Origin of the sequence: Bartonella sp. CL25QHWL (assembly GCF_042195335.1) — a bacterium.
GTDB lineage: Bacteria > Pseudomonadota > Alphaproteobacteria > Rhizobiales > Rhizobiaceae > Bartonella.
The window spans coordinates 93327-115544 of record NZ_JBHIOE010000005.1 but is presented as its reverse complement, the minus strand read 5'-3'; the positions used below and the strand labels follow the sequence as shown (position 1 = coordinate 115544).

Annotated in this window: 23 protein-coding genes and 2 pseudogenes; 12 read left to right on the top strand and 13 right to left on the bottom strand. The window is 38.2% G+C overall.

Annotated features, from left to right (window positions below):
- Window positions 1-89 precede the first annotated feature (89 nt).
- The 9 genes and pseudogenes from tolR to ACFILY_RS04290 form a co-directional block, all read right to left on the bottom strand.
- The gene (tolR, locus tag ACFILY_RS04330) at window positions 90-545 is read right to left on the bottom strand and encodes a protein TolR (RefSeq protein WP_273790463.1); all 456 of its coding nucleotides are present in this window, start codon (window positions 543-545) and stop codon (window positions 90-92) included.
- Between the two features lie 14 nt (window positions 546-559).
- Window positions 560-1273 carry a protein TolQ gene (gene tolQ / locus ACFILY_RS04325; protein ID WP_273790464.1) on the bottom strand — a complete coding sequence of 238 codons (714 nt, stop codon included), beginning with the start codon at window positions 1271-1273 and terminating at the stop codon, window positions 560-562.
- 1680 nt (window positions 1274-2953) lie between these two features.
- Window positions 2954-3394 carry a tol-pal system-associated acyl-CoA thioesterase gene (gene ybgC / locus ACFILY_RS04320; RefSeq protein ID WP_273790465.1) on the bottom strand — a complete coding sequence of 147 codons (441 nt, stop codon included), beginning with the start codon at window positions 3392-3394 and terminating at the stop codon, window positions 2954-2956.
- A gap of 224 nt (window positions 3395-3618) precedes the next feature.
- Window positions 3619-4713 (bottom strand): Holliday junction branch migration DNA helicase RuvB, encoded by a 1095-nt coding sequence (gene ruvB, locus ACFILY_RS04315; protein WP_273790466.1) that lies wholly within the window; start codon window positions 4711-4713, stop codon window positions 3619-3621.
- Between the two features lie 13 nt (window positions 4714-4726).
- The gene (gene ruvA / locus ACFILY_RS04310) at window positions 4727-5341 is read right to left on the bottom strand and encodes a Holliday junction branch migration protein RuvA (RefSeq protein WP_375626548.1); all 615 of its coding nucleotides are present in this window, start codon (window positions 5339-5341) and stop codon (window positions 4727-4729) included.
- 13 nt (window positions 5342-5354) lie between these two features.
- Complete coding sequence (gene ruvC, locus ACFILY_RS04305; RefSeq protein ID WP_375637576.1) at window positions 5355-5870, bottom strand: crossover junction endodeoxyribonuclease RuvC; 516 nt, start codon at window positions 5868-5870, stop codon at window positions 5355-5357.
- A 1266-nt stretch (window positions 5871-7136) separates the two neighbouring features.
- Window positions 7137-7452, bottom strand: a pseudogene (locus ACFILY_RS04300) (DUF1465 family protein); the annotation flags it as partial.
- Window positions 7453-7473: 21 nt separating this feature from the next.
- Window positions 7474-7992: a DUF1465 family protein gene (locus ACFILY_RS04295; RefSeq protein WP_375630932.1), complete on the bottom strand. Its 519-nt coding sequence runs from the start codon at window positions 7990-7992 to the stop codon at window positions 7474-7476.
- Window positions 7993-8171: 179 nt separating this feature from the next.
- Window positions 8172-9314, bottom strand: a complete 1143-nt coding sequence (locus ACFILY_RS04290) for an OpgC family protein (RefSeq protein WP_375630931.1) — start codon at window positions 9312-9314, stop codon at window positions 8172-8174.
- 365 nt (window positions 9315-9679) lie between these two features.
- On the opposite strand from ACFILY_RS04290, the gene ACFILY_RS04285 reads away from it, so the two are divergent.
- Window positions 9680-10342 carry a thiamine phosphate synthase gene (locus ACFILY_RS04285; RefSeq protein WP_375637575.1) on the top strand — a complete coding sequence of 221 codons (663 nt, stop codon included), beginning with the start codon at window positions 9680-9682 and terminating at the stop codon, window positions 10340-10342.
- Between the two features lie 311 nt (window positions 10343-10653).
- Window positions 10654-11394 (top strand): TIR domain-containing protein, encoded by a 741-nt coding sequence (locus ACFILY_RS04280; RefSeq protein WP_375630929.1) that lies wholly within the window; start codon window positions 10654-10656, stop codon window positions 11392-11394.
- 272 nt (window positions 11395-11666) lie between these two features.
- Here ACFILY_RS04280 and ACFILY_RS04275 read toward each other — a convergent pair whose 3' ends face one another.
- The gene (locus ACFILY_RS04275) at window positions 11667-11975 is read right to left on the bottom strand and encodes a type II toxin-antitoxin system RelE/ParE family toxin (protein ID WP_273790474.1); all 309 of its coding nucleotides are present in this window, start codon (window positions 11973-11975) and stop codon (window positions 11667-11669) included.
- On the bottom strand, window positions 11953-12141 hold the full coding sequence (locus ACFILY_RS04270) for an antitoxin (RefSeq protein ID WP_375613201.1): 189 nt from the start codon (window positions 12139-12141) through the stop codon (window positions 11953-11955). Before ACFILY_RS04270 ends, ACFILY_RS04275 begins: the two co-directional genes overlap by 23 nt.
- A 497-nt stretch (window positions 12142-12638) precedes the next feature.
- Here ACFILY_RS04270 and ACFILY_RS04265 point away from each other — a divergent pair, with 497 nt between their 5' ends.
- The 10 genes and pseudogenes from ACFILY_RS04265 to ACFILY_RS04220 all read left to right on the top strand — a co-directional run bounded on the left by ACFILY_RS04265 (window position 12639) and on the right by ACFILY_RS04220 (window position 19644).
- Window positions 12639-13004, top strand: coding sequence for a helix-turn-helix domain-containing protein (locus tag ACFILY_RS04265; RefSeq protein WP_375630928.1), 366 nt, complete (start codon window positions 12639-12641; stop codon window positions 13002-13004).
- A gap of 344 nt (window positions 13005-13348) precedes the next feature.
- On the top strand, window positions 13349-14392 hold the full coding sequence (locus ACFILY_RS04260; RefSeq protein WP_375637574.1) for a tetratricopeptide repeat protein: 1044 nt from the start codon (window positions 13349-13351) through the stop codon (window positions 14390-14392).
- A gap of 607 nt (window positions 14393-14999) precedes the next feature.
- A complete protein-coding gene (locus tag ACFILY_RS04255) occupies window positions 15000-15368 on the top strand; it encodes a helix-turn-helix domain-containing protein (RefSeq protein ID WP_375637573.1) in 369 nt (122 codons plus the stop codon).
- Between the two features lie 630 nt (window positions 15369-15998).
- Complete coding sequence (locus ACFILY_RS04250) at window positions 15999-16397, top strand: hypothetical protein (protein ID WP_375637572.1); 399 nt, start codon at window positions 15999-16001, stop codon at window positions 16395-16397.
- A 347-nt stretch (window positions 16398-16744) separates the two neighbouring features.
- Complete coding sequence (locus tag ACFILY_RS04245; protein WP_375637585.1) at window positions 16745-17128, top strand: helix-turn-helix domain-containing protein; 384 nt, start codon at window positions 16745-16747, stop codon at window positions 17126-17128.
- A gap of 430 nt (window positions 17129-17558) precedes the next feature.
- On the top strand, window positions 17559-18134 hold the full coding sequence (efp, locus tag ACFILY_RS04240) for an elongation factor P (protein WP_015856958.1): 576 nt from the start codon (window positions 17559-17561) through the stop codon (window positions 18132-18134).
- Between the two features lie 11 nt (window positions 18135-18145).
- Window positions 18146-18937, top strand: a complete 792-nt coding sequence (locus ACFILY_RS04235) for an inositol monophosphatase family protein (RefSeq protein WP_273790481.1) — start codon at window positions 18146-18148, stop codon at window positions 18935-18937.
- A pseudogene (locus tag ACFILY_RS04230) lies at window positions 18907-19092 on the top strand (inositol monophosphatase family protein); the annotation flags it as partial. The gene ACFILY_RS04235 and the pseudogene ACFILY_RS04230, both read left to right, overlap by 31 nt.
- Before the next feature lie 40 nt (window positions 19093-19132).
- Window positions 19133-19261 (top strand): inositol monophosphatase family protein, encoded by a 129-nt coding sequence (locus ACFILY_RS04225; protein WP_375673272.1) that lies wholly within the window; start codon window positions 19133-19135, stop codon window positions 19259-19261.
- A gap of 122 nt (window positions 19262-19383) precedes the next feature.
- Entirely contained in the window at window positions 19384-19644 is a 261-nt protein-coding gene (locus ACFILY_RS04220) for an inositol monophosphatase family protein (protein ID WP_375637571.1), read from the top strand.
- Between the two features lie 332 nt (window positions 19645-19976).
- Here the strand turns inward: ACFILY_RS04220 and ACFILY_RS04215 are convergent, their stop codons facing one another.
- Window positions 19977-21752, bottom strand: coding sequence for a hypothetical protein (locus ACFILY_RS04215; RefSeq protein WP_375673266.1), 1776 nt, complete (start codon window positions 21750-21752; stop codon window positions 19977-19979).
- Window positions 21712-21879: a hypothetical protein gene (locus tag ACFILY_RS04210; protein WP_375630923.1), complete on the bottom strand. Its 168-nt coding sequence runs from the start codon at window positions 21877-21879 to the stop codon at window positions 21712-21714. Before ACFILY_RS04210 ends, ACFILY_RS04215 begins: the two co-directional genes overlap by 41 nt.
- Window positions 21880-22218 lie beyond the last annotated feature (339 nt).

Sequence of the window (22218 nt, the reverse complement as noted above, 5' to 3'; positions counted from 1 at the left end):
CTTACATTTTTTCATTTTTAATCACTCTATGCTCTTTTTAAAAAAAAAATTAAAAACAACCGGTTATGCGCAATTTTATTACTTATTATTTATTGTGCTAGACTTGCTAACGCAACTTGAGAAAACCCCGCTTTTTGAATATCCGCCAGCAGTTTTAATACCTGCTGATATTCAACAGTTTTAGCAACCCGCACAAAAACCCGTTGATCTTTTTGTGTAGCATCTGCTTCCAGAAGAGTTTTCAGGTGTGCAATCAGGGCCTGTGACGTTTCATAATAATCTTGATTAATGGCAAAGCGCCCTTGCGCGTCAAGTGAAACCGTAAGGGGTGTCTTTTGAGCTCGTACGGGACCCGCTTGACTACGAGGCAAATCTAGAGGAACACCGTTCACTAAAAGGGGAGCAGAGACCATAAAAATAATCAACAAGACCAGCATGACATCCACAAAAGGAGTGACATTGATCTCACTCATCAGTTGGCTTCGTGAATGATGCCGCCTACGTGTATTTTTGCGAGAAGAAGAAGAAGCAACAGAAACGCCCATGGATAAGCTCCTTTTTATAAAGAGGAAGGTGCTGTGCGTGTTTCATCAATACGCCGCGATACAATTGTTGAAAATTCATCGGCAAAATTTTCTATTTGTGCAATGATGCGCGCACTTTCATGAGTCAACTTGTTATAAGCAATAACGGCTGGAATTGCTGCAAACAAACCAATAGCGGTTGCCAAAAGCGCTTCTGCAATCCCCGGCGCGACAATGGCAAGTGATGTATTTTGAGAAGCTGAAATAGAAAGAAAAGACTCCATAATACCAATAACTGTTCCAAAAAGTCCGATAAAGGGTCCCGCGGATCCCAGTGTCGCAAGAAAACTTAATTTTGATTCTATTTTTTCACTTTCACGTCCCAGCGTCAAATCCATAGCCTTATCAATTCTGCTCTGCAAACTTTTCGATGTATGGGTCCCTTTTTCAAGAGATTTTTTCCATTCAACCATTGCTGCTATAAAAACTGCGGATATACTATTTGTACGTTGACTTTTGCATGATGCATAAAGATCTTCTAGCGCTTTGCCGGACCAAAATGTACGTTCAAACTGCTTTATTTCACGCCGTATTCTCCGATACGTAAAAATTTTATCAAAAATAATTGCCCAACTCCAGATGGAAGCGAGCAGCAACCCAATCATAACACCTTTCACGATCCAACTCGCTTGCATAAACAAATGCAACATTCCAATTGTTTCCGGATTTGTTAGTTCACCATGCGGCATAATTTTTGTCCCTCTAAATGAAAGGTGTATTTTTAAAAGTTTTATAAAACAGATTATTTTATAGTTTCTAAATTTAAGTAAAAACTCTAGTCTCACATAAATCCATGCGCTAAAACAAGACTTGTTTCTTAAATTTCCTTAAAAAGTGATGACGAGAGACATCCCTCAATGCAGGCCCCTCCTCATTTCACAACAGCATTTATGAAAAATATAACGATAAGAACTTCTCCATAAATACTATAAAAATAAAAGATATAAAAATGCATAATATAAAATCTATTATGCACCACCATCTTTACGCTTATGATAAAGAACGCTAAATCATCATACGCGTTTTAAGCTTAAAATGCTGCAATAAGTCTTAGCACTTGAAAAGATTCATAAGAAGCATTTTATTCCTTTCTTAAGTGTTTTTGTACCCACTCATCAACCCCGCTTGTGATATGTAAGAAAATGTTTTTAATTAATTCGCAGCAATAGAGCTTGAAAAGAAAAAATCTTACAAGTTTCAGAATTATCTAAAAATTGCAACGCAATGAATTATCATTATAAATAAATATGTTATCATCATGAAAAATTATGCTTTGCCTCAGGCTATTGTTTCTCTCATTCTTTAATAAGATCACACCATCGGGCAAAAAAACGACACTAAACCACCCTACCACACCTCACGACAATGCGCCTCCCCCATGCACCCCTACAAGTCCTATATAATCTAGTGTAAGTCTCATGTAATCTCATTGTGTTGTGAATTTGCCTCTTTCAATGCCTATCATCTCTCTGGCACTATGGTATAACGTAAAAGCTTCTGTGATATGAAAAAAGCCTTTTCACGTCTTTACTTCATGAAAACCAGCTTCTTCGCTCTCTTTGCTCACTTGCGATATTTGATCGTTATTGCATTGAGAATGATACATAAGGAACATTTTTACAATTTTTTCAATGATTTATATTGCTCTCTTATGATGTGTAAGCAAATGATTTTAATTGTTTCAACATGAACAGATTTGAAATGCAAAGTATTTTACTCTCATTACTCTATTGGAATTTGTACCCGTGAGAAGTGATAATTTATCTTTCTCAGTCAATATATTATATAATAATATGCTTTTGAAACTTTAAATCAAGAATGCATTTCTGCTTTATATACATTGATCTCTCACTCATTTACTACGCTTAGAAGCGCACATAAAGTGATGCATTATAGATAGAAATGGATGAAACACGCGCTCTTGTGATGCCAAATGACAATCCAGTAAAAAAACAAATCAAATTGCTTAAAAAAAAACCTTTAAGTATTTTGAGACAATTTTCAACCTAATGGCTTATTATCACTTTATTGCAATATTGCGCTGGGTATGTGCATTTTTATAAAAACAAATCTTAATCCATTTTTTATTTATTTTTTTGTACTTTTCGCTGTTTTCCGATGCCAACAAACCTTTCTTCAAAAGAAAGAAAATATCTTGAGTTTATAGCAGAAAATGGATGAGGCGTGTTTAATTTTGTGAAATATCATCTTCAATTTATTGTAGTGTTGTAGCAGAGCTGTTTTCTTTTGCTGTATCGTGTAACCTTGTTGGAAAACATTTAGGCTATGATAAATGTATAGTTTTAGATTGTAGATTACTTTATATCTGCCGATCTCTCCTAAAGCTGCTGGTTCAATGAATAATACTTTTAACCAAGTATTTTTGCAAAAAGTTCTTTGGGTAAACGTCGCGGTTTTGCCTCCTCATTAATCAGAGCAATTTCAACTTTGGCTGTTACCAACGTGGTCATCTCATGCAAAATAGATTGCTCCATAAAAAAGCGTGCCCCTTGGATATGAGTAACACGTGTTTTAACGACTAAAAGATTATCAATTTTAGCTGGTCTTGAAAAATTAATTTCCATATGACGAACAACAAAAAACAGTTTTTCTCCCTCAACCCCTGCTGCTAACATCTTATTATTAAAACCGGCATCTCGTAAAAACTCTGAACGTCCTCGTTCAAAAAACTCAAGATAACGCGCATGATAAACCACACCGGAAAAATCTGTATCAGCAACATAAACGCGGACCTGAAAATTATGAAAAGCGTTTGTATGATTGCTCTTAAAAGGTGTTATTTCTGTCATCGACTTCATGCCCCATAAAATCATCTAATATAGCTAATATAGCAAATTGTTTATCAATCAAAAGATTGAACACATTTTTGTGTTGAAGTTGTGGAAAGCAAAAGCAAAAAACCCTCAATAGTGCCAAACTTTTTCGACCAGAATATGTTAAAGGAAGCACGTCTCTTGTATTTTATGACCTTGCTATAAATTGTTCAAATAGTTTCTTTTAATGAAGAAATGCCTTAGTCATCTTCCCCATCCCATAAAGACGTCTGAAGTAATGAATTGTCTTGAGCATCAGAAAGTTGAGAACGCCTTTGTATAGACGTTGTAGAGGCTGGAGCAGAAAGCCCTAAATGGCTCCAAGCCTTTTCAGTTAGAATGCGTCCACGAGCAGTTCTTTGAATAAAACCTTGTTGGAGCAAATACGGTTCAACAATATCTTCAATGGCATCGCGTGGTTCTGATAAAGCAGCAGCAATCGTTTCAATCCCCACCGGTCCCCCTAAAAAAGTTTCCGCAATCAGGAGCAAGTAGCGACGGTCAAGCGGATCAAGACCAAGATGATCGACCTCAAGGCGCGAAAGCGCTTCATCGGCGATTTTTTGGTCAATTTGTTTTGCTTGTTTAACCAAAGCAAAATCACAAACGCGCCGTAAAAGCCGTCCGGCAATACGAGGGGTCCCCCGTGCTCGGCGTGCAATTTCATGGGCACCATCATCACTAATCTTGACGGCAAAAAGCCGCGCATTACGCTGCACAATATATTCCAATTCTTCTATCGTATAAAAATTGAGACGAATTGGGATGCCAAAACGGTCTCTCAGCGGTGTGGTCAAAAGCCCCAAACGTGTGGTTGCCGCTACCAAAGTAAATTTAGCCAGATCAATTTTCACCGAGCGTGCGGCCGGCCCCTCCCCAATGATCAAATCAAGTTGATAATCTTCCATGGCTGGATAAAGAATTTCCTCAATCGCCGGATTTAAGCGATGAATTTCATCAATAAACAAGACATCACGTTCTTCAAGATTGGTCAAGAGAGCGGCTAAATCTCCTGCTTTAGCGATGACCGGCCCTGAAGTAGAGCGAAAATTAACGCCTAATTCTTTTGCCATAATCTGTGAAAGCGTTGTTTTTCCCAACCCCGGTGGCCCTACAAACAAAACGTGATCCAGCGCTTCTTGCCGCGTTTTTGCTGCTTCAATAAATATTTTTAAATTAGCCCGTGCCGCTTCTTGACCAATAAAGTCATCGAGAACTTGTGGTCTTAAGGAACGATCTGGATCGTTAGGAAGGGAGGCGGAACCCAGAAGGCGTTTATCTTCATCTTTATGCATTGTTACCTTGATTTTAAGTAGGAGAAGAAAGCAATTTGAGACTATGGCGGATCAGCAGGGCAGAAGAAACAGTTTCCCCCTCAAGAGCGTTCATCGCAAGAGCAAGAGCACGGGATGCATGCTCCCGTTCAAACCCTAGCTTCATCAACGCGGAAAGCGCATCATGCGCAGGTTGATTGGTCATCTCACGCTGAGGAACCGAAACAGTCTTGAGCGCTTGTTCAAAGGGGAGTGTTTTACTTTTCAACTCACCCACAATTCTTTCACTGACTTTTTTACCAACGCCCGGCGCTCGACTAATCATCGCAACATCGTTTAAAGCAATAGCCTGTGCAAGTTCATCTGGCGATAAAGTACCCAAGATTGCCAAAGCAACCTTTGCCCCTACTCCAGGAACATTTTGTAGAAGACAAAACCACTCCTGTTCAGCTCTTGTAGCAAAACCAAAAAGGCGGATTGCGTCTTCCCGAACATGCGTTTCAATAAAAAGGCTTAACGCCTCCCCAACAGAGGGTAAAGAAGGACGCAGCCGATTTGACACAAAAACAACATAACCCACACCGTGCACATCAAGAAGGATATGATCATCAAAGATATGTTCAAGAGTGCCCTTTAATTTGCCAATCATGTTGCCACCCCACTCATATCGCTATCCTTGCCTGATAAGATCGGTCAATACTGTTACGGTGCATACTATGACAAAGAGCAAGAGCAAGAGCATCAGCCGCATCACTGCTATCAAATTCAGCCCGTGGGAGGAGAACTTTGACCATCATATGGATTTGTTCTTTAGCCCCATGTCCAACACCAATAACCGATTTTTTCACTTTGTTGGGCGCATATTCAAAAACAGGAAGATTTGCTTGCGCAGGAACCAGCAGTGCAATTGCACGTGCTTGCCCAAGTTTTAAAGTTGCTGTAGCATCTTTATTGACAAACACATGTTCTACAGCAGCTTCATGGGGCATAAATTGATGCACAACCTCTGAAAGACCTTTGTGGATCTGACATAGTCTGGAAGCCAGCTCACACTTTACATCAGAAGAAACCGTCCCTGCTGCAATAAACTGAAGACGATTACCCGCAACATCGATAACGCCCCACCCTGTACGCCGTAATCCGGGATCAATGCCTATAATACGAATCGTCTCTGCCATAAACTACAGTCTATACACTTTTCCCCCCTGTGAATAAAGATGTGAATAAAGACAAGACCACAAAGAAAACAGCAACCCAAGACAAAACCAGTAAAAAGATAATCATCCCCCCAAATTTATACAATTATAACACGCAACGAACAGCATCTTTATGAAGCATAACTGAAATCAATCAAAACCATTCACACATCACAAGCAAGCACCCTATCAAGCACCCTCTAAAGCATAAAAATTCCCTTTCTATATCATATCCAATGCCATAACGGTTAAACATCGCAAGCGAGAAAATAGAGCAGTGCTGGATTGTACATTCATAAGTGTAAAGAGGCTATGAAACGGATGGTACACACTTTGCGAAAACTTTTTACATTATAGCATGGCGCTACCATAACAAGACAACACGTTGATTTATAAAGATAATTAATTATTTTGTATGTTGCATAAGAATCCCGAATATCCTAAGATTTTCTCATTACAAATCTGTTTATATTGAAGCAATCAAAACCATTCTCTTACATATGAAACGTGGGATTGCCGTATAGAGTGAAACTGTACAAGAAAGGACTAAAAATAATGCTTCTAATGAATTGTCTCAAGTTCCAAAGGCTGCCGCAACATTGGGGACTGGCAAAGATGATGATAGTGCCGGCTTTCTCCTTTGCAAGCATAAAGATGAGAGAGGCTCAACGGATATGAATAAGAACTGAGAAATATTTTTGAATATACTCATCACACCACAATGACATTGCGTAGAGAGGGACATTTCATAGAGAGGGACATTGCATAGGGGCACAAGGAACCCATGGGACATTCATTATATGGCACTATATGGCATTTTATTTTGGATATTTTATTTTACGCGAAGGAAAATACCTTCCATTCAAAACAAAAGAAGCCCAAAAACTGTAACAATGTGTATCATCCTCATTAACACACACTTTACAGCAGCTTTATAGGCATAAATTATAGAGCATAAATAAATTGATGTACAAGCCCCTACTCTATCTTAGAGCCAGATCATTATCATAACCAAAACAAAGTCACACGATAGATCAACAGAAAGTGTTCCAACTGCAATCAACCAAAGCCGATTTCCCACAAAACCAACCATACTCCATCCCATGCCATATTCGAAATCAATACCTATACCCTTCAGCTATAAGCTCAAGATATTTCCTACGCTCAAATAGAAATTAGGCAGAAAAAAGCACTCTAGATTAGTTTTAGTTGTGAAATTTCGGTTGTAAAAAAAATGGGTATACTGCTCTAAATATCGCAAGAAAGAAGCAAGGAGCTATTATTCTCAGAACGCCCAAAGGCTGTTTTGAGCAATTCGATTTGTTTTCCCACTGGATTATCATCGTTCAAGATAAAGCCGCCGCTTATTGACCAAAGTGCTTAAACTACAGCAGCATCTCTAAATGAAAAAAATGCACGCTTCTAAACGCAATGAATGAGAAACAAATTGGCGAAAAACTTCTGGCAATTCATGCCAATGAGGGGTTTCAAGTTCCAATGCTCAGTGTATGAAGTGACACTTTTACAATGTCTTTTTTATTTGTTCTGATGACATTTCCCCTTCGCACAAAGCAAGGGAGTACCTCTAAGAACGCCCAAAGGCTGTTTTGAGCAATTCGATTTGTTTTCCCACTGGATTATCATCTTCTAGAGCACAGGAGGCCGCAGTTTCCCACCCAGCACGCATATAGGTTATCCGCGCTTCTAAACGCAATGAATGAGAAACAAATTGGCGAAAAACTTCTGGCAATTCATGCCAATGCGGGGTTTCAAGTTCCAATGTCGGTGTATGAAGTGACACTTTTACAATTTCTTTTTTTATTTGTTCTGATGACATTTCCCCTTCACGCTCTGCGCGAAGAAGAAGGAGTTGAGAAGCGATTTGCATAAGTCGTGTACTTAAATACATAGCCTCTTTTGCATAGATTGCAGAAACCTCTGCCGAAAGAGAGCGTGCTACTAATTTCCCTTCTGAGTCAATATACGCTGCGGTTTTTTCAATCAGCGCCATTGTTTCTTCATAGAGACGATTAAAAGCATTTTCAAAAGCATTATGCTCAATCATGATAATAGGTTCATCATATGGACGTTTATGTACACTCACGCTTTTATACTCCAAGTATCAGCACAAAATTATACCACTCAACGAACAGAGTATTAAAAAGTTTCTTTTGTTGCTGTATAGAACGCTTTTTTTAAAACTGCTACCTCTTTTAATTTTTTTGCGCAACGCACTTTTTATACTAAGGTTAACGTGCCCAACAAACACTATAGGAATGTTTTTTATAAACGGATCATTTTCCTTGAAAATGACCACTGCCAAGATTGCCGTTTTTCACAATAATAAGCGACTCCAAATTGCAAAGCAATACCCGTTATTATTAAGAGGGTATCGGAAAAAAACGTTTCTGTCATCACTGTTTTTATAATTTGTCCAAACATCGCAAAAATGGTTCCCGTTACAAAGACCGGTAAACTATGTTTTCCTAAAATTGCTAAAGGATGTTTCTGAGAGACATAAAACCATTTATTGATGCACGGCAAAGAAAGAATGAGAAAGGCTAATGCAAGAACATGGAGTAAACGTGGCAAGCTTAAAAAGGTTTTATTAAAGTTCAACAATGGGGAAGACCAGCCAAGCCACCCCAAAATGCCCCACCAGTTTAAGCGAACCCATAACAGCGCCAACAAGAGATACGCTGCCGCACAAACAATCCAAAAAGACTGAAAAGCGATTTTTTTTCCTTGCTTAAGCGCTAAAGTACTGGTCAATCCTATGACAAATAAGAATTGCCAAGACAAAGGATTTAAAAACCACTTTCCCTTTAAAGGATAAGAAGGAGGAGCAATTTTATAAAATCCGCAGATAAGATACAGTGTAAAGGAGCCCAAAAGCAGCCATTTTGTCTGCTTACAACTCAAATAAAGGATAAAAGGCGCAAAAAACATCAAAACGATATAAAGAGGAAGAATATTATTATATCCCAATTGATGCCCAAAGCTTAAGGTACTCAAAAATGCGATACCAGGCTCTTTAAAAAAGAGTCCCACATTGTTCATCGATAAAAGTTTTTCTGTTTTCCATAATAAAAAGGCAGCAAAAAAAAGACTTAACGTGACAAAAGTAGTAAAAAGATATGCACCATAGAGCTGCAGAGCTCTGTACCAAAGTTTTCGGATAATAAAAGCAAAGGATTTTTGCTGTAACCGTCCATGAAAGCTTAACCCAAGAGCAATCCCTGAAAGCAAAACAAACACTTCTGCACAATCAGAAAAACCGAAATTTCTATGAGTAAAAGACTCATAGATCGTTCTGGGAATATGGTTGATGAAAATCGTCAATAAGGCTAAAGAACGAAAAACATCAATACGTGTATCACGGCGAAAAGGTTGAGTATTATGCTCAAGAATACCTTGGTATTTCATCAGTGGACTCCCACACGTCACACCCCCCTTGAAGTCCCATAAAAATGGTGCTTACCCTTATTGCCAACAAGCATGAACAGGATGAAATTTTAATCTTTAAGTGTCAAGTTTCATTTTAAGCGTTTATTTTTTAAAAGGCAAAAGTTTTTTAAAGGCAAAAGAACGAAAAGCGTCCATACGTGTATCACAACAAAAAGGCAACATATTATGCTTTAAAACACTTTCATTTCTCATAAGAAGGCTCCCACACACCCACAAATCCTTTAAACTACGTGCAAATGGTGGTCACTTTTATCACAAATAAGCATAATAGAATGAAACTTTAATTTTTAAGCGTTATTTTTTCTAAGAAACAGGGATTTGACATGACACAACAAAAAAATAAACCAATTGATCCACCTCTTTTCCCTCAGTTGATTTTAACACTTGATGTTCGGCGCAACACCCCAAAAACATTTTTGCAGCAAATTTTGCAAACAAAGTCTTTTGCATGCGTCATCCTCTATGATTCTGAAAAGTTGAAAGATGATGGCTCTTTTTTACAACAACAAGCGCAAACTTACGCAGAAGATATTCAACATCATGACGCAGCCCTTCTCATCGCTGATGACAGCCGCATTGCTGGGCGCATAAAGGCTGATGGATTGCACATAGAAGATGATCTTAACGCTCTTGAAAGCTTCAAAAATCAGCAAAAGGAACAAAAAATCATAGGCTTTGGCAATTTACGCAATCGCCATAGTGCTATGCTTGCAGCGGAAACAGATGTTGATTACCTGTTCTTTGGAAAACTCGGTGCTGATAAAAAACCCCAAGCGCACCCCCGCAATCTCCAGTTAGCAACATGGTGGGCAGAAATTATGCAAACCCCCGCCATTATCCAAGCAGGAAGCGATTTTTCAACCTTTGATGAAGTCTTAAAGACTGGATGTGAATTCATTGCTGTAGAAGAAGTGATTTTTGGGAACGACAACCCCTTAATACTGCTTAAAACAATGCAAGAAAAATGTGAGAACACCCCCTTGTAATATAGGAAGAAAATTTATAAATAAAGCGTTAACTTTCGTGTTTCTTATATAGAGAACATAATGGAATATATAAATAGGAGAAAAATTCGTTTCGTTCATTCACAATTCAATCAGATCGCTTCATCACGCAGTAAAATTTCCCATCATTTAGTCAAGTTTTCCCACGTTTCAATCAATTGAATAGAAGGTGACCGTCTCTTTTTGTGCATTGTATAAGAAAATGAAATCATAAAGCTATTTAAATTCAAATAGTTATAAAAATAAATCAACATTTTATATTAATAACCAGCGATATTGAAAGAATATAAACAGTGAAATATAGCGGAACCTTCGAAGACCTTAAAGATATAGTTAAAACAGCTGGATATAAAATCATAGAAACTAAGTCTCTATCACTTAATTCTTCTAAAGGATATCAGATCAAAACCTCCGAAGGAGGCGTTATTAATTGGTATGAAAGCACAGGAAAACTTCAAGTTCAAGGCAAAGAAAACATAAAACAAAAGTTAATAGAAGATTTAGCAAAGCATCTAGAAGAAACATCAACGATTCCTTCCTCAAAAACTGCCCCCAATCCCTCAAATAAAAAAATCTTTATCGTTCATGGCCATGACCATATTGCTCTAGAGCAACTTGAACTTATTCTTCGCAGGCTTGATCTCGAACCATACATCTTAAAAAATACTGGTGGTAATGGTTTAACCCTCATTGAAATTTTGGAAAAAGAAGCTTGTAACGATTCTATAGGATTTGGTATTGTGCTATTTACTCCCGATGATATAGGCTATGCTAGATCTGACAAGGAAAAAAAAGAACAATTTCGTGCACGACAAAACGTTATTTTTGAAATGGGCATGTTAACCGCTGCACTTTCTCGCAAAAATGTCGCTATTCTAAAAAAACAAGACCTTGAACTCCCTTCAGATTTTGGTGGGCTTAAATACATTCCTTTTAAAGAACACGTAAAAGAAACACTTCCGGATCTTATTGATCGACTATGTGAAGCCGGCTACAATTTAGATGCAAAAAAATTTGCTACAGCATCACGTTAAATTTGAATAATGCTTATGTTTATTTTTTAAAGCGCACGCCCAAAACCACATGCCACCCCACCACATTCCACAGACACACATCCTATAGCACAGAGAAACGATCACCCCCCCCTTCTTCAAACAGCAAGCGATTGTGCAAATTTTAATGAAGAGACCGCGCGTGAATTCACTACCGTGGAAGAAATCATTTTAGTCTCTTTGATAAACGCGGGGCTGATGTCATGATTTTGGTAATTGTTCCAGAAAGGTTTAAGAGGCAGCCTCTCATTAGATTAAAGAAAAATAGGAAATTCACGTCGGGCATGTACTACAGCTACAATTTCGATTTGATGTGCAGCTACTCGATACAATATAAGGTAATTTGGATGCGCTACAATTTCTCGTAATCCTAATACCTTCTCACTCTGTCTGTATAAATATGGATGTTCAGCCAATGGCAGTACGGATGCTTCCAAAAACCTTTTCATTCGGCGCGCAGCAGATGGATTTTCGCGAGCAATATAGGTAACATCTGACGCAAATTGTCGCGCGCCGAAGACAACCAAACAACCGGAAGCATCACTTGTCCTGTTCAGCTTCAAGCTGACTGATTATAACTTCCATTTCAGCCATAACCTCATCATGCGGAATAGGAGGATATGGATTTGCAAGACTGCTCGCTACCTTATCGCGCAGCCATGCAGTGTAGCTGCTTTCCTGTTCAACGGTTTCGAACTCTGAAATTAGCGGAGAAAGGGTGGGCTTCATAATATATGTCCTTTCTATTCCTGAATATTGGAGATAATTACTCTTGTCTATGTTGTCAATATTAGCGAATTGAAAATGTTTAACTTTTAAGCGTCCAAAGTTCTTTTGATCTTAAAACTTAAGGCTTTTTAACCCTCTCAAAAAACACGAAGGCTAATGTCATGATTTTGACAATCATTCCAGAGAGATTTAAGAAGCGGATAGCCTCTCATAAAAAAACAAATTTTGTAAGTAAAAAACTATTTTTATTGTAAATTTCCTAAAATTACTTTATGAATTAAAAGATGTTTTGGTCGCATACGCAACGACCAAGAGGGTCTTGAAAGCCCGAAAATCTAAACATGAATTTACCCCACTTTGTGGGTATCCCGGAATTCCGGGAGTTTTTGCTATGTCCAGGTGCTTTAAGCACTAAAAGCAAAAAAAGCTGATTAGATTTCAGTACTTTCAAGCTCCCGGAATACTCATGCGAGGGCGCTCGCAACCGGCGGGGAAAAATGCAATCTCAAAATCTTAATATTGATCTTTTTATTGGCAAAAAAATTCGTTTGAGACGAAAAATGCTAAAAATGTCTCAAACAACTTTAGGACACGCTTTAGGTGTCACTTTCCAACAAATTCAAAAATATGAAAAAGGCTTAAATCGTGTCAGCGCAGGGCGTTTAATGGAAATTTCTGATATTTTGAATGTTCCCATTGCCTTTTTTTATGCCGATATCATTACAAAACAACAGCCCCCATATCATCATGATGAAATCGCATCAAGCACAGAGGAATACCTGCTGCTCAAAAGATTTAGAGTTCTAACAACGGTAAAAAAGAAAGCCTTTTTACAGCTGATCTCTGATGAGAATGCAAGCTAACATCACACGGATAGCGTGCGCTATTCATAAGCATTCATACGTATTTTAAAAAGCAACCTCCATTGTAAGCATTTTTTCATTTTATGGGGATAAGCCATTGATATAATAGAAGATAAGCATCTTTACATACGATAACCCCTCATCATTATTATTTTTAACAGAACTGTTTTAAACAGTCTGTCTCTCGTCGACATTTATGCTACTTTTTTAACTTACCCAACCCTACCTTGAACCAAGACGAAAAACTGAGAGATAAAAAGTAATATAGAAATGAAATTCTTATACGGCTTGTAATGATGAAAAAAAAATGTGAAAATTCTGATCGGTAATGAGGAGAAAACACCATGATCAAGAGAAGCGTGAAGCTGCTTATCTTAGGCGTGATTGGGCTTGCAAGTTCTGCTGTAATTTCAGCGGGAAACACTGAAGAAATCTCAAATTCTGAAAGCTCTTTCAATACGATTCAAGAAGCTTCAAACACTCAAGAACCCTTTCAGCCCTTAAAAGCTGGAGACTATGACCAAGCCTATGACTATTACATCCAAGGTTATTATTTAAAAGCTTTTCGTGAAGCACTCCGACGTGCTGAAAAAAATGATCCTTTTGCACAAACTCTTCTTGCCCGAATTTATATGGAAGGATGTGCTGTTCCTATTGACGGTGCGCGTGCTGCTTTATGGTTTGAACGCGCTGCAAAACAGGGGGAACCCCAAGCACAACTACGCTATGGACTTATGTTGTTTGATGGTAACTTTATAAAACAAAATCAAGGACTTGGTGCGCAATTCATTCAAAAAGCTGTCAAAGCAGGCGTCAAGGAAGCCTATTTTTATTATGGACAACTGCTTCTTTATAAAGCCTCACAGGAAAAACAAGCTCTCCCTGGTGTTTCTTCCCAAAGTCGTGAAAATGAAGCAATAGAGCAAGCCTTAAAATGGTACTTAAAAGGTGCTGCTCTTGGGGATGCTGATGCTGCTTTTTCTGCTGCAAAAATTCTTTCCTTAGGCACGTTAAAGCGACCAAAAGATGATCGCAATGCCCGCAAGCTCATGGAGGTAGCGGCTCAAAACAATCACTTAAAAGCTCAACTTCATTTAGCACAATGGCTTGTACAGGGGCGTGGAGGAGAAACAGATTTTCAGCGTGCTTTTCATTTACTTCAAAGAAATGCTATCAACATGGTAGCACCAGCACAGATTTCCCTTGCAAGGCTTTATCGAGATGGCACAGGAACAAAAGGCGATATAATAATGGCAGCGGCATGGTATATGCTCGCAAAGGAGGCAAAAATGCAAGCTCCTGATCTTGAAATAATGCTCCAAGGCATGGATAAGGCACAACTAGAAAAAGCGCACAAAGAAGCAATAAAGCTCCTTCCTGTTTTTTAAAATACTCCTCTCTGCATCAAAAAGATAAAATTTATAGAAATTCCGGGAGATTTTGCTCTGTCCAGGTGCTTTAAGCACTAAAAGCAAAAAGGCTGATTCGGATTCAGTATTTTCAAGCTCCCGGAATACCAACGCGAGGACGCTCGCACTCGGAGGGGGCTTTAAAATGCGAGCCAAAAATCTTGATAACGACATTTTCATTGGTAAAGAAAACGCACTGGTATCATTTGCTTAAGCAAACAATACCCAATAAGCAAAAGAGCTAGGCTATCCTGAAAATTCCGAAAGCTCTATTTTTTCATTCTTTTTTCTTGGACGAAAAACACGCCGCCTCTCAGTAAAAAGCTATTTTTTATTGTAAATTTCCTAAAATTACTTTATGAATTAAAAGATGTTTTGGTCGCATACGCAACGACCAATAGGGCCTTGAAAACCCGAAAACTCAAACATGAATTGACCCCACTTTGTGGGTATCCCGGAATTCCGGGAGTTTTTGCTATGTCCAGGTGCTCTCAGCACTAAAAGCAAAAAGGCTGATTTGAGTTCAGTATTTTCAAGCTCCCGGAATACCAACGCGAGGGCGCTCGCAACCGGCGGGGACTTTAAAATGCGAGCCAGAAATCTTGATAACGACATTTTCATTGGCAAAAAAATTCGTTTGAGACGAAAAATGCTAAAAATGTCTCAAAAAACATTAGGTCAACATTTAGGTGTTACTTTCCAACAAATCCAGAAATATGAAAACGGCTTAAATCGTGTCAGCGCAGGGCGTTTAAAAGAAATTGCCGATATCTTAAATGTTCCACTTGTTTTTTTCTATGCGGACACCTCAGCAAAACAACAGCCCCCATACCTTCATGATGAAATCGCATCAAGTACAGAAGAATACCTGCTGCTCAAAAGATTTAGAGTTCTAACCTCGATAAAACAAAGAGCCATTTTACAATTACTCTCTGATCAAAATGAAAGCTTTTAACATCATAATATAGGGCGCTACACTCTCTATTCTTGACTTGCCTCCCACCCCTCAAAGGACAGAAGCCCCTTCCCTATCCAGTTGGGAAACAATCCGTCTTCTCAGAACAGAACTCTTTTAGCTTCCCATTTTATGTGGTTCATTTCACAAGATTATCCGGACAAGCTCCCTCAAATATTCACCACACACTCTCATAAAAACATCACATGTGCAAAATTTGATACCTTATAGCACCACACCTCAAACGATAGTATTTTACAGCAAACAGGATAAGCATTCATACGTATTTAAAAAAAGACATCCCTCAAAAAGCAATGCTTGAAAATTTTTTTGATCAATCTGGAATAACACTTAACACATCATTTTATAATGGTGATAGAGGACATGATCTTAACATGCAAACGCAAAAAATTGCTTTTTTATCATAATCACTAAAAGCAGCTGTTTATTAAAATATACGCCACCAGAAGCACTTCAAGCAGCCTTTACAGCTGAAACCATTATTCATTGATTAATTAACTGATTGATTAGATACCGATATGTTGTTAATGTGCTATAAGTAAAGTTGCTCTTATTTCTGGAAGAGGAGCTTCGCAAATAAAGAGCAACAATAAGTAAGGGGAATTAAAGATGTTAAAATATTTATTGCTGTCACCGGTTGTGTTGGTGGCTGGTTGCGCATCTGTAGGCAATTATTCATCAAATTATGTTGATCAAAGTCTTACAAAGCGTCAGGCACAATTAGTCGCTAACAAATTTATTAGCGATATCAAGAGATCTCTACCACCAGCTACAACCACACTTCTTATAAAGAAAAATAATACAGCAGACAGCTTTACTCCTTTATTTATCAATCTGTTGCGACGGAATGGATATAATGTGATCTATACAGATCAACCTCAAAAGCAGCAAAACATGGGTGTGAATTTGAGTTATAGAATACAATTAAATAGTAGAGTTATAGTGTCTCTTCTTCAGTATAATGTGAACGGAGAACCACGTGCTCATATAAGTACTCAGCCCAGATGAACCCGCTATTTAATGTAAACATTCTCTATATTTTACACGTAAAGACTTAAAAGCTCTTGCGAAAGGCAAAGAGATTTGCACCTCAATAAAAAACCTCATTTTTAGCCAGAGTGGATAAATTTTATTATAGATTGTGACAATACAAAATAGTGTAAATTATAGCTTTAAGATTAAAGAAGAATACTAAAAATAATGAAAATGCCCCACACCCTAGTGAATTGTTACGCGAAGATGTAAATGCAAAACTTGGACTATCTGTGATTGAAGCAGCTGAAGAGTTTTCTATATCCCGTGTAGCATTTTCTAGGGTCTTGGTAAAATCCTTATAACGACATTTTCAGTGGCAAATTCATTGGCAAAAAATTCGTTTGAGACGAAAAATGCTAAAAATGTCTCAAACAACTTTAGGACACGCTTTAGGTGTCACTTTCCAACAAATCCAGAAATATGAAAACGGATTAAATCGTGTCAGCGCAGGGCGTTTAAAAGAAATGGACGATATCTCAAATGTTCTACTTTCCTTTTTCTATGCTGATATCTTAACAAAACAACAGCCCCCGTACTCTCATGATGAAATCGCATCAAGTACAGAAAAATACCTGCTTTTAAAAAAATTTAGAGTCCTAACCTCGATAAAACAGAAAGCCTTTTTACAGCTGATCTCTGATAAGAATACAAACGAACACCCCGCGATAACACACACCACGCTCTATCCCATGAGACACTCATAATAAACTCCGTATTCACATATTCTTAATTAAAAACACCTCATGGGTTTAGGGAACTTATATCATTACCATCAATTATATCATTGCCATCAATGATGATATTTTACGACACAACGGGATAAATTTCCCCAAAAATTCTAAAAAATTTTTGTGCAAATTTTTAAAAAGCTTGCGTCTGAGCGCTTTTTATGGTCTTGCAAAGAACTGAAAAGCAAAAATACATAAAGGTCCTTTTTTACTTAAGCTTTTCTCTTTGCAAAAAGCAGGAGAAAGCCCATAAAGAGCACACAGGACCATGAGAGAGCCGCAAGGTTAATCAAAGGGATTTTAGCCCGAAAATAACAAAAGAGCTTGACTGTTAAAGGCAGCAAAGAAAAGCACCATAAAGACAACAAGAGAGTTCTTTTTGCAAGAATAGAATTGGATAGAAACGATGAAAATTAATGGCAATGAAATTCGCCCTGGTAATGTGATCGAACATCAAGGAAGTTTATGGGTTGCAGTTAAATGCAACGCTGTAAAACCAGGAAAAGGTGGTGCATTTAACCAAGTTGAAATGAAAAATTTGATTGATGGTACAAAACTTAATGAACGATTTCGCGCTGCTGAGACCGTTGAACGCGTGCGCCTTGAACAAAAGGATTTCACATTTCTTTATCAACAAGGGGATGCTTTGGTCTTTATGGATTCAGAATCTTATGAACAACTTGAACTTCAAAAGGATTTTGTTGGTGAACGTGCTGCGTTTCTCCAAGATGGGATGACTGTCACAGTTGAACTTTATCAAGAAAAGCCTATTGGCATCTCACTTCCTGATCAAGTTGCTGTCACGATTGCGGAAGCCGATCCTGCCATCAAAGGACAAACGGTTACCTCCTCTTATAAACCCGCCATTCTTGAAAACGGGATTCGTATTCTTGTTCCCCCCTTTATGAATGCTGGTGAACGTATCATTGTAGACACCAATGAGTTGATTTATTTGCGTCGTGCAAATGAAAAAGATAAATAAAGGAATAAAAAATGGCCCATTCTGCAGTCATGAATGTCATGGTGCAAGCTGCAATGAAAGCAGGACGCTCGTTGGTACGTGATTACGGTGAAGTGCAAAATTTGCAAGTGTCTTTGAAAGGACCAGCAGATTATGTCAGCCAAGCAGATCGCAAAGCGGAAAAAATTATTTTCAATGAATTAAGCAAAGCGCGCCCCAAATTTGGTTTTCTGATGGAAGAGTCAGAAGAAATCATTGGAGAAGATTCACAACACCGTTTTATTGTTGACCCTTTAGATGGCACCACAAATTTTCTCCATGGCATTCCTTTTTTTGCTGTTTCCATTGCCTTAGAAAGCCAAGGGAAAATCGTTGGTGGTGTCATTTACAATCCCGTGAATGATGAACTCTTCACCGCAGAACGCGGGTGTGGTGCTTTTTTCAATGACCGACGCTGTCGCGTTTCTGCACGGCGCAGACTAGAAGATTGTGTCATTGCCACAGGCATGCCTCATTTTGGTCGCCCAAATCATGGAGCCTATCTTATTGAATTACGTAATGTGATGGCAGAGGTTGCCGGACTTCGCCGTTTTGGTGCTGCTGCGCTTGATTTAGCTTATGTTGCTGCTGGAAGAACCGATGGCTTTTGGGAAGATAACCTGCAAATTTGGGATATGGCTGCTGGAATACTGATGGTTCGTGAAGCAGGTGGTTTTGTCACCGATAAAGAAGGCGGTAGCGATATATTCCGCAAAAAAAATATCATTGCCGGCAATGAACACATTCGCCTAAAATTAGAAAAAACCCTCAAAAAAGGCATTTAAACCTCAGAAAAGATCTAGCAGATTACGTCAGCCAAGCAGATCGCAAAGCGGAAAAAATTATTTTCAATGAATTAAGCAAAGCGCGCCCCAAATTTGGTTTTCTGATGGAAGAGTCAGAAGAAATCATTGGAGAAGATTCACAACACCGTTTTATTGTTGACCCTTTGAGATGGCACCACAAATTTTCTCCATGGCATTCCCTTTTTTGCTGTTTCCATTGCCTTAGAAAGCCAAGGAAAAATCGTTGGTGGTGTCATTTACAATCCCGTGAGTGATGAACTCTTCACCGCACAACGCGGGTGTGGTGCTTTTTTCAATGACTGACGCTGTCGCGTTTCTGCACGGCGTAGACTAGAAGATTGTGTCATTGCCACGGGAAATGCCTCATTTTGGTCGTCCAAATCATGGAACCTATCTTATTGAATTACGCAATATAATGATGGAAGTTGCCAAACTTCGCCGTTTTGGTGCTGCTGCTCTCGAATTTAGCTTATGTCGCCGCAGAAAAAACCGATGGTTTTTGGGGAGATAACCTGCAAATTTGGGATATGGCTGCTGGAATACTGATGGTTCGTGAAGCAGGTGGTTTTGTCACCGATAAAGAAAGCGGTAGCGATATATTTCGCAAAAAAAAATATCATCACAACAAAACGCCCCAAGAAGCAACAACGACATCAGAAGCCAACATCCTCCCCTACTTCTCTTAAGAAATCACCGCCTACACAGCAAAAAAGATTGACTATAATTTAAAATATCCCCTCTCTGCTAAGGGCTATCACATATGCCTCTCATAGTTTTCACCTCTACATGACAACAGAAATTTTAGCAAATCCATTGATTTATACAGCCATTCCCCCCCCTTCATTTAACCATTATCTCAGATAGTCTATGAAATACTCTCGAGATTTATAGTAACAAAAATCTTTGTTTTCCAAAATTGCTTTCTGCATTTCACTTGCAAGCTGCTCTTTATCTTTTTCAACAACCTCTTTCAGCGCCTTTATCTTCTCATTACCGAAGATAATTTTTAATTTTTCTTTTAATTTTTTTCCTCAACAAGCTTCTCCCAAAAGATCAATCGGTTATCACATATCTCATTTGCTGCTTTTATCCATTCTCTGGCTCCTAATTTGTAAACTTTTTCAAATGTTGGATTCCCCTCAGCTATGGAAAGATCTTTTGCTCTATTTGTGTCATTCTCTTTACAAGTATTGATTACATCTCTAACTGTGACAGAATGGCAACCATTATCAAAGGCAACATAGCCTTTTTTCACTGTTTTAATAAGCTTCTTATAGTAAATGAAAGTTTCTCTTGCCGCCTTATAATCACTGGAAAAATCACACAACAACAACAACACTTTCTTTTTACAATATAATAATAAAATACACTCACCAGACCAAGATTCCGAAAGCTTTAGCATTTCCTCTATCTCTTCGTGTTCTGTACTTATAGATATGTTGTCCCACAAAGTATCTGTAAATTTTTTCTTTTTATCCTCCCCTGTAGAGTTTTCCTTTTGGTGCTGTTTGCATTCAGCTGTAATCATATCATCAAGAACATATAACCACCAATGAAGTAATAACATCGTAGGTTGACTCCGTTTTTTGTTCGTAAGAGGATCTACAAACTTTTGCAGAGTTATTCCATTCTTTCTCATTAATCGCACTGCTTTTACAAAAAATTTCCTAAAATACGAGGTATCCAAGAGACTACATATTTTTTTGTAATGTTCATAAGTAAGTTTTTTTTCGAGTGCTTGTTTGTACAATAAACGCACTTCGTGCTCCCCTCGAACACAAATATCCTTTACAAATGGAAGCCGATCTCCACCGACTTTCATATCTTCCCTAGGATTTTTTATCCCCAGTACGTCTCTTTCCCATAGCCTTACTCCCTCATCCCATTGTTTCAACCATTCCTGCGATACTTTTTGAGTTTTTTTAACAAGCCTTTGTTCCCCTTGTGCAATAATATCTTGATATCCAGCGCACTCTTGCTCTTTTCGCTCAAGTTGGTCAGTCAATTGAAGACACTTCTGTTCCCCTTGTGCAATAATATCTTGATATCCAACGCATTCTTGCTCTTTTCGCTCAAGTTGGTCAGTCAATTGAAGACACTTCTGTTCCCCTTGTGCAATAATATCTTTATGTCCAGCGCAATCTTGCTCTTTTTGCTCAAGTTGGTCAGTCAATTGAAGACACTTCTGTTCCCCTTGTGCAATAATATCTTTATGTTCAGCGCACTCTTGCTTTTTTTTCTCAAGTTGGTCAGTCAAGTGAAGACACTTCTGTTCCCCTTGTGCAATAATATCTTGATGTCCAGCGCAATCTTGCTCTTTTTGCTCAAGTTGGTCAGTCAATTGAAGACACTTCTGTTCCCCTTGTGCAATAATATCTTTATGTTCAGCGCACTCTTGCTTTTTTTTCTCAAGTTGGTCAGTCAAGTGAAGACACTTCTGTTCCCCTTGTGCAATAATATCTTGATGTCCAGCGCAATCTTGCTCTTTTTGCTCAAGTTGGTCAGTCAATTGAAGACACTTCTGTTCCCCTTGTGCAATAATATCTTTATGTTCAGCGCACTCTTGCTTTTTTTGCTCAAGTTGGTCAGTCAATTGAAGACACTTCTGTTCCCCTTGTGCAATAATATCTTGATATCCAACGCAATCTTGCTCTTTTTGCTCAAGTTGGTCAGTCAATTGAAGACACTTCTGTTCCCCTTGTGCAATAATATCTTTATGTTCAGCGCACTCTTGCTTTTTTTGCTCAAGTTGTTCAGTTAAATGCTTGTTCTGATAAATTGCCAATGCAAGCATTAAGCTTCCCCCACAACACACTATCATTGCCAAACCGAACAAAAAATCCACTGAGTATCCCAAATACCACGACTTCCCCATCCATATGATGCACAAAATCATAACGCCGAATCTTCCGCTCCCACATTTTTTCCCCCATTTCCAAATGACCTTAATTGTAGCTATTATGAAAGCTATTGCCAATTTTATGTCTTCTTCCATTCTTGCTCTCTTTTATTCCCACCAATATTTAACGCAGCTCTTTTATCGATTTCTCGATATTGTATCATTATGTGTACATATGATTTGAAAATAACTACATATTATATTTTAATAAAAACAATACATAAAATATAGATATTTTTTCTGGTAAAATAAAACAATTTGTATTTAATTGTACTGCTCTAATGATTTATGCACTTTTAAGAAGAGCTTTATAATTCTTAAAATGCACTCCCACAATATTGGTTCAAAGTACTCAAAAGCC

What these genes read in the sequence shown, in the direction of transcription:
- ACFILY_RS04255 (WP_375637573.1), top strand. Translation starts at nt 15,000, where the DNA reads ATGCGAGCCAGAAATCTTGATAACGACATTTTCATTGGCAAAAAAATT.
- tolR (WP_273790463.1), bottom strand. Translation starts at nt 545, where the DNA reads ATGGGCGTTTCTGTTGCTTCTTCTTCTTCTCGCAAAAATACACGTAGG.
- ACFILY_RS04235 (WP_273790481.1), top strand. Translation starts at nt 18,146, where the DNA reads ATGGCCCATTCTGCAGTCATGAATGTCATGGTGCAAGCTGCAATGAAA.
- ACFILY_RS04290 (WP_375630931.1), bottom strand. Translation starts at nt 9,314, where the DNA reads ATGAAATACCAAGGTATTCTTGAGCATAATACTCAACCTTTTCGCCGT.
- ybgC (WP_273790465.1), bottom strand. Translation starts at nt 3,394, where the DNA reads ATGACAGAAATAACACCTTTTAAGAGCAATCATACAAACGCTTTTCAT.
- tolQ (WP_273790464.1), bottom strand. Translation starts at nt 1,273, where the DNA reads ATGCCGCATGGTGAACTAACAAATCCGGAAACAATTGGAATGTTGCAT.
- ACFILY_RS04285 (WP_375637575.1), top strand. Translation starts at nt 9,680, where the DNA reads ATGACACAACAAAAAAATAAACCAATTGATCCACCTCTTTTCCCTCAG.
- ruvA (WP_375626548.1), bottom strand. Translation starts at nt 5,341, where the DNA reads ATGATTGGCAAATTAAAGGGCACTCTTGAACATATCTTTGATGATCAT.
- ACFILY_RS04260 (WP_375637574.1), top strand. Translation starts at nt 13,349, where the DNA reads ATGATCAAGAGAAGCGTGAAGCTGCTTATCTTAGGCGTGATTGGGCTT.
- ACFILY_RS04215 (WP_375673266.1), bottom strand. Translation starts at nt 21,752, where the DNA reads ATGCTTGCATTGGCAATTTATCAGAACAAGCATTTAACTGAACAACTT.
- efp (WP_015856958.1), top strand. Translation starts at nt 17,559, where the DNA reads ATGAAAATTAATGGCAATGAAATTCGCCCTGGTAATGTGATCGAACAT.
- ACFILY_RS04250 (WP_375637572.1), top strand. Translation starts at nt 15,999, where the DNA reads ATGTTAAAATATTTATTGCTGTCACCGGTTGTGTTGGTGGCTGGTTGC.
- ruvC (WP_375637576.1), bottom strand. Translation starts at nt 5,870, where the DNA reads ATGGCAGAGACGATTCGTATTATAGGCATTGATCCCGGATTACGGCGT.
- ACFILY_RS04265 (WP_375630928.1), top strand. Translation starts at nt 12,639, where the DNA reads ATGCAATCTCAAAATCTTAATATTGATCTTTTTATTGGCAAAAAAATT.
- ACFILY_RS04210 (WP_375630923.1), bottom strand. Translation starts at nt 21,879, where the DNA reads ATGTGGGAGCGGAAGATTCGGCGTTATGATTTTGTGCATCATATGGAT.
- ruvB (WP_273790466.1), bottom strand. Translation starts at nt 4,713, where the DNA reads ATGCATAAAGATGAAGATAAACGCCTTCTGGGTTCCGCCTCCCTTCCT.
- ACFILY_RS04270 (WP_375613201.1), bottom strand. Translation starts at nt 12,141, where the DNA reads ATGAAGCCCACCCTTTCTCCGCTAATTTCAGAGTTCGAAACCGTTGAA.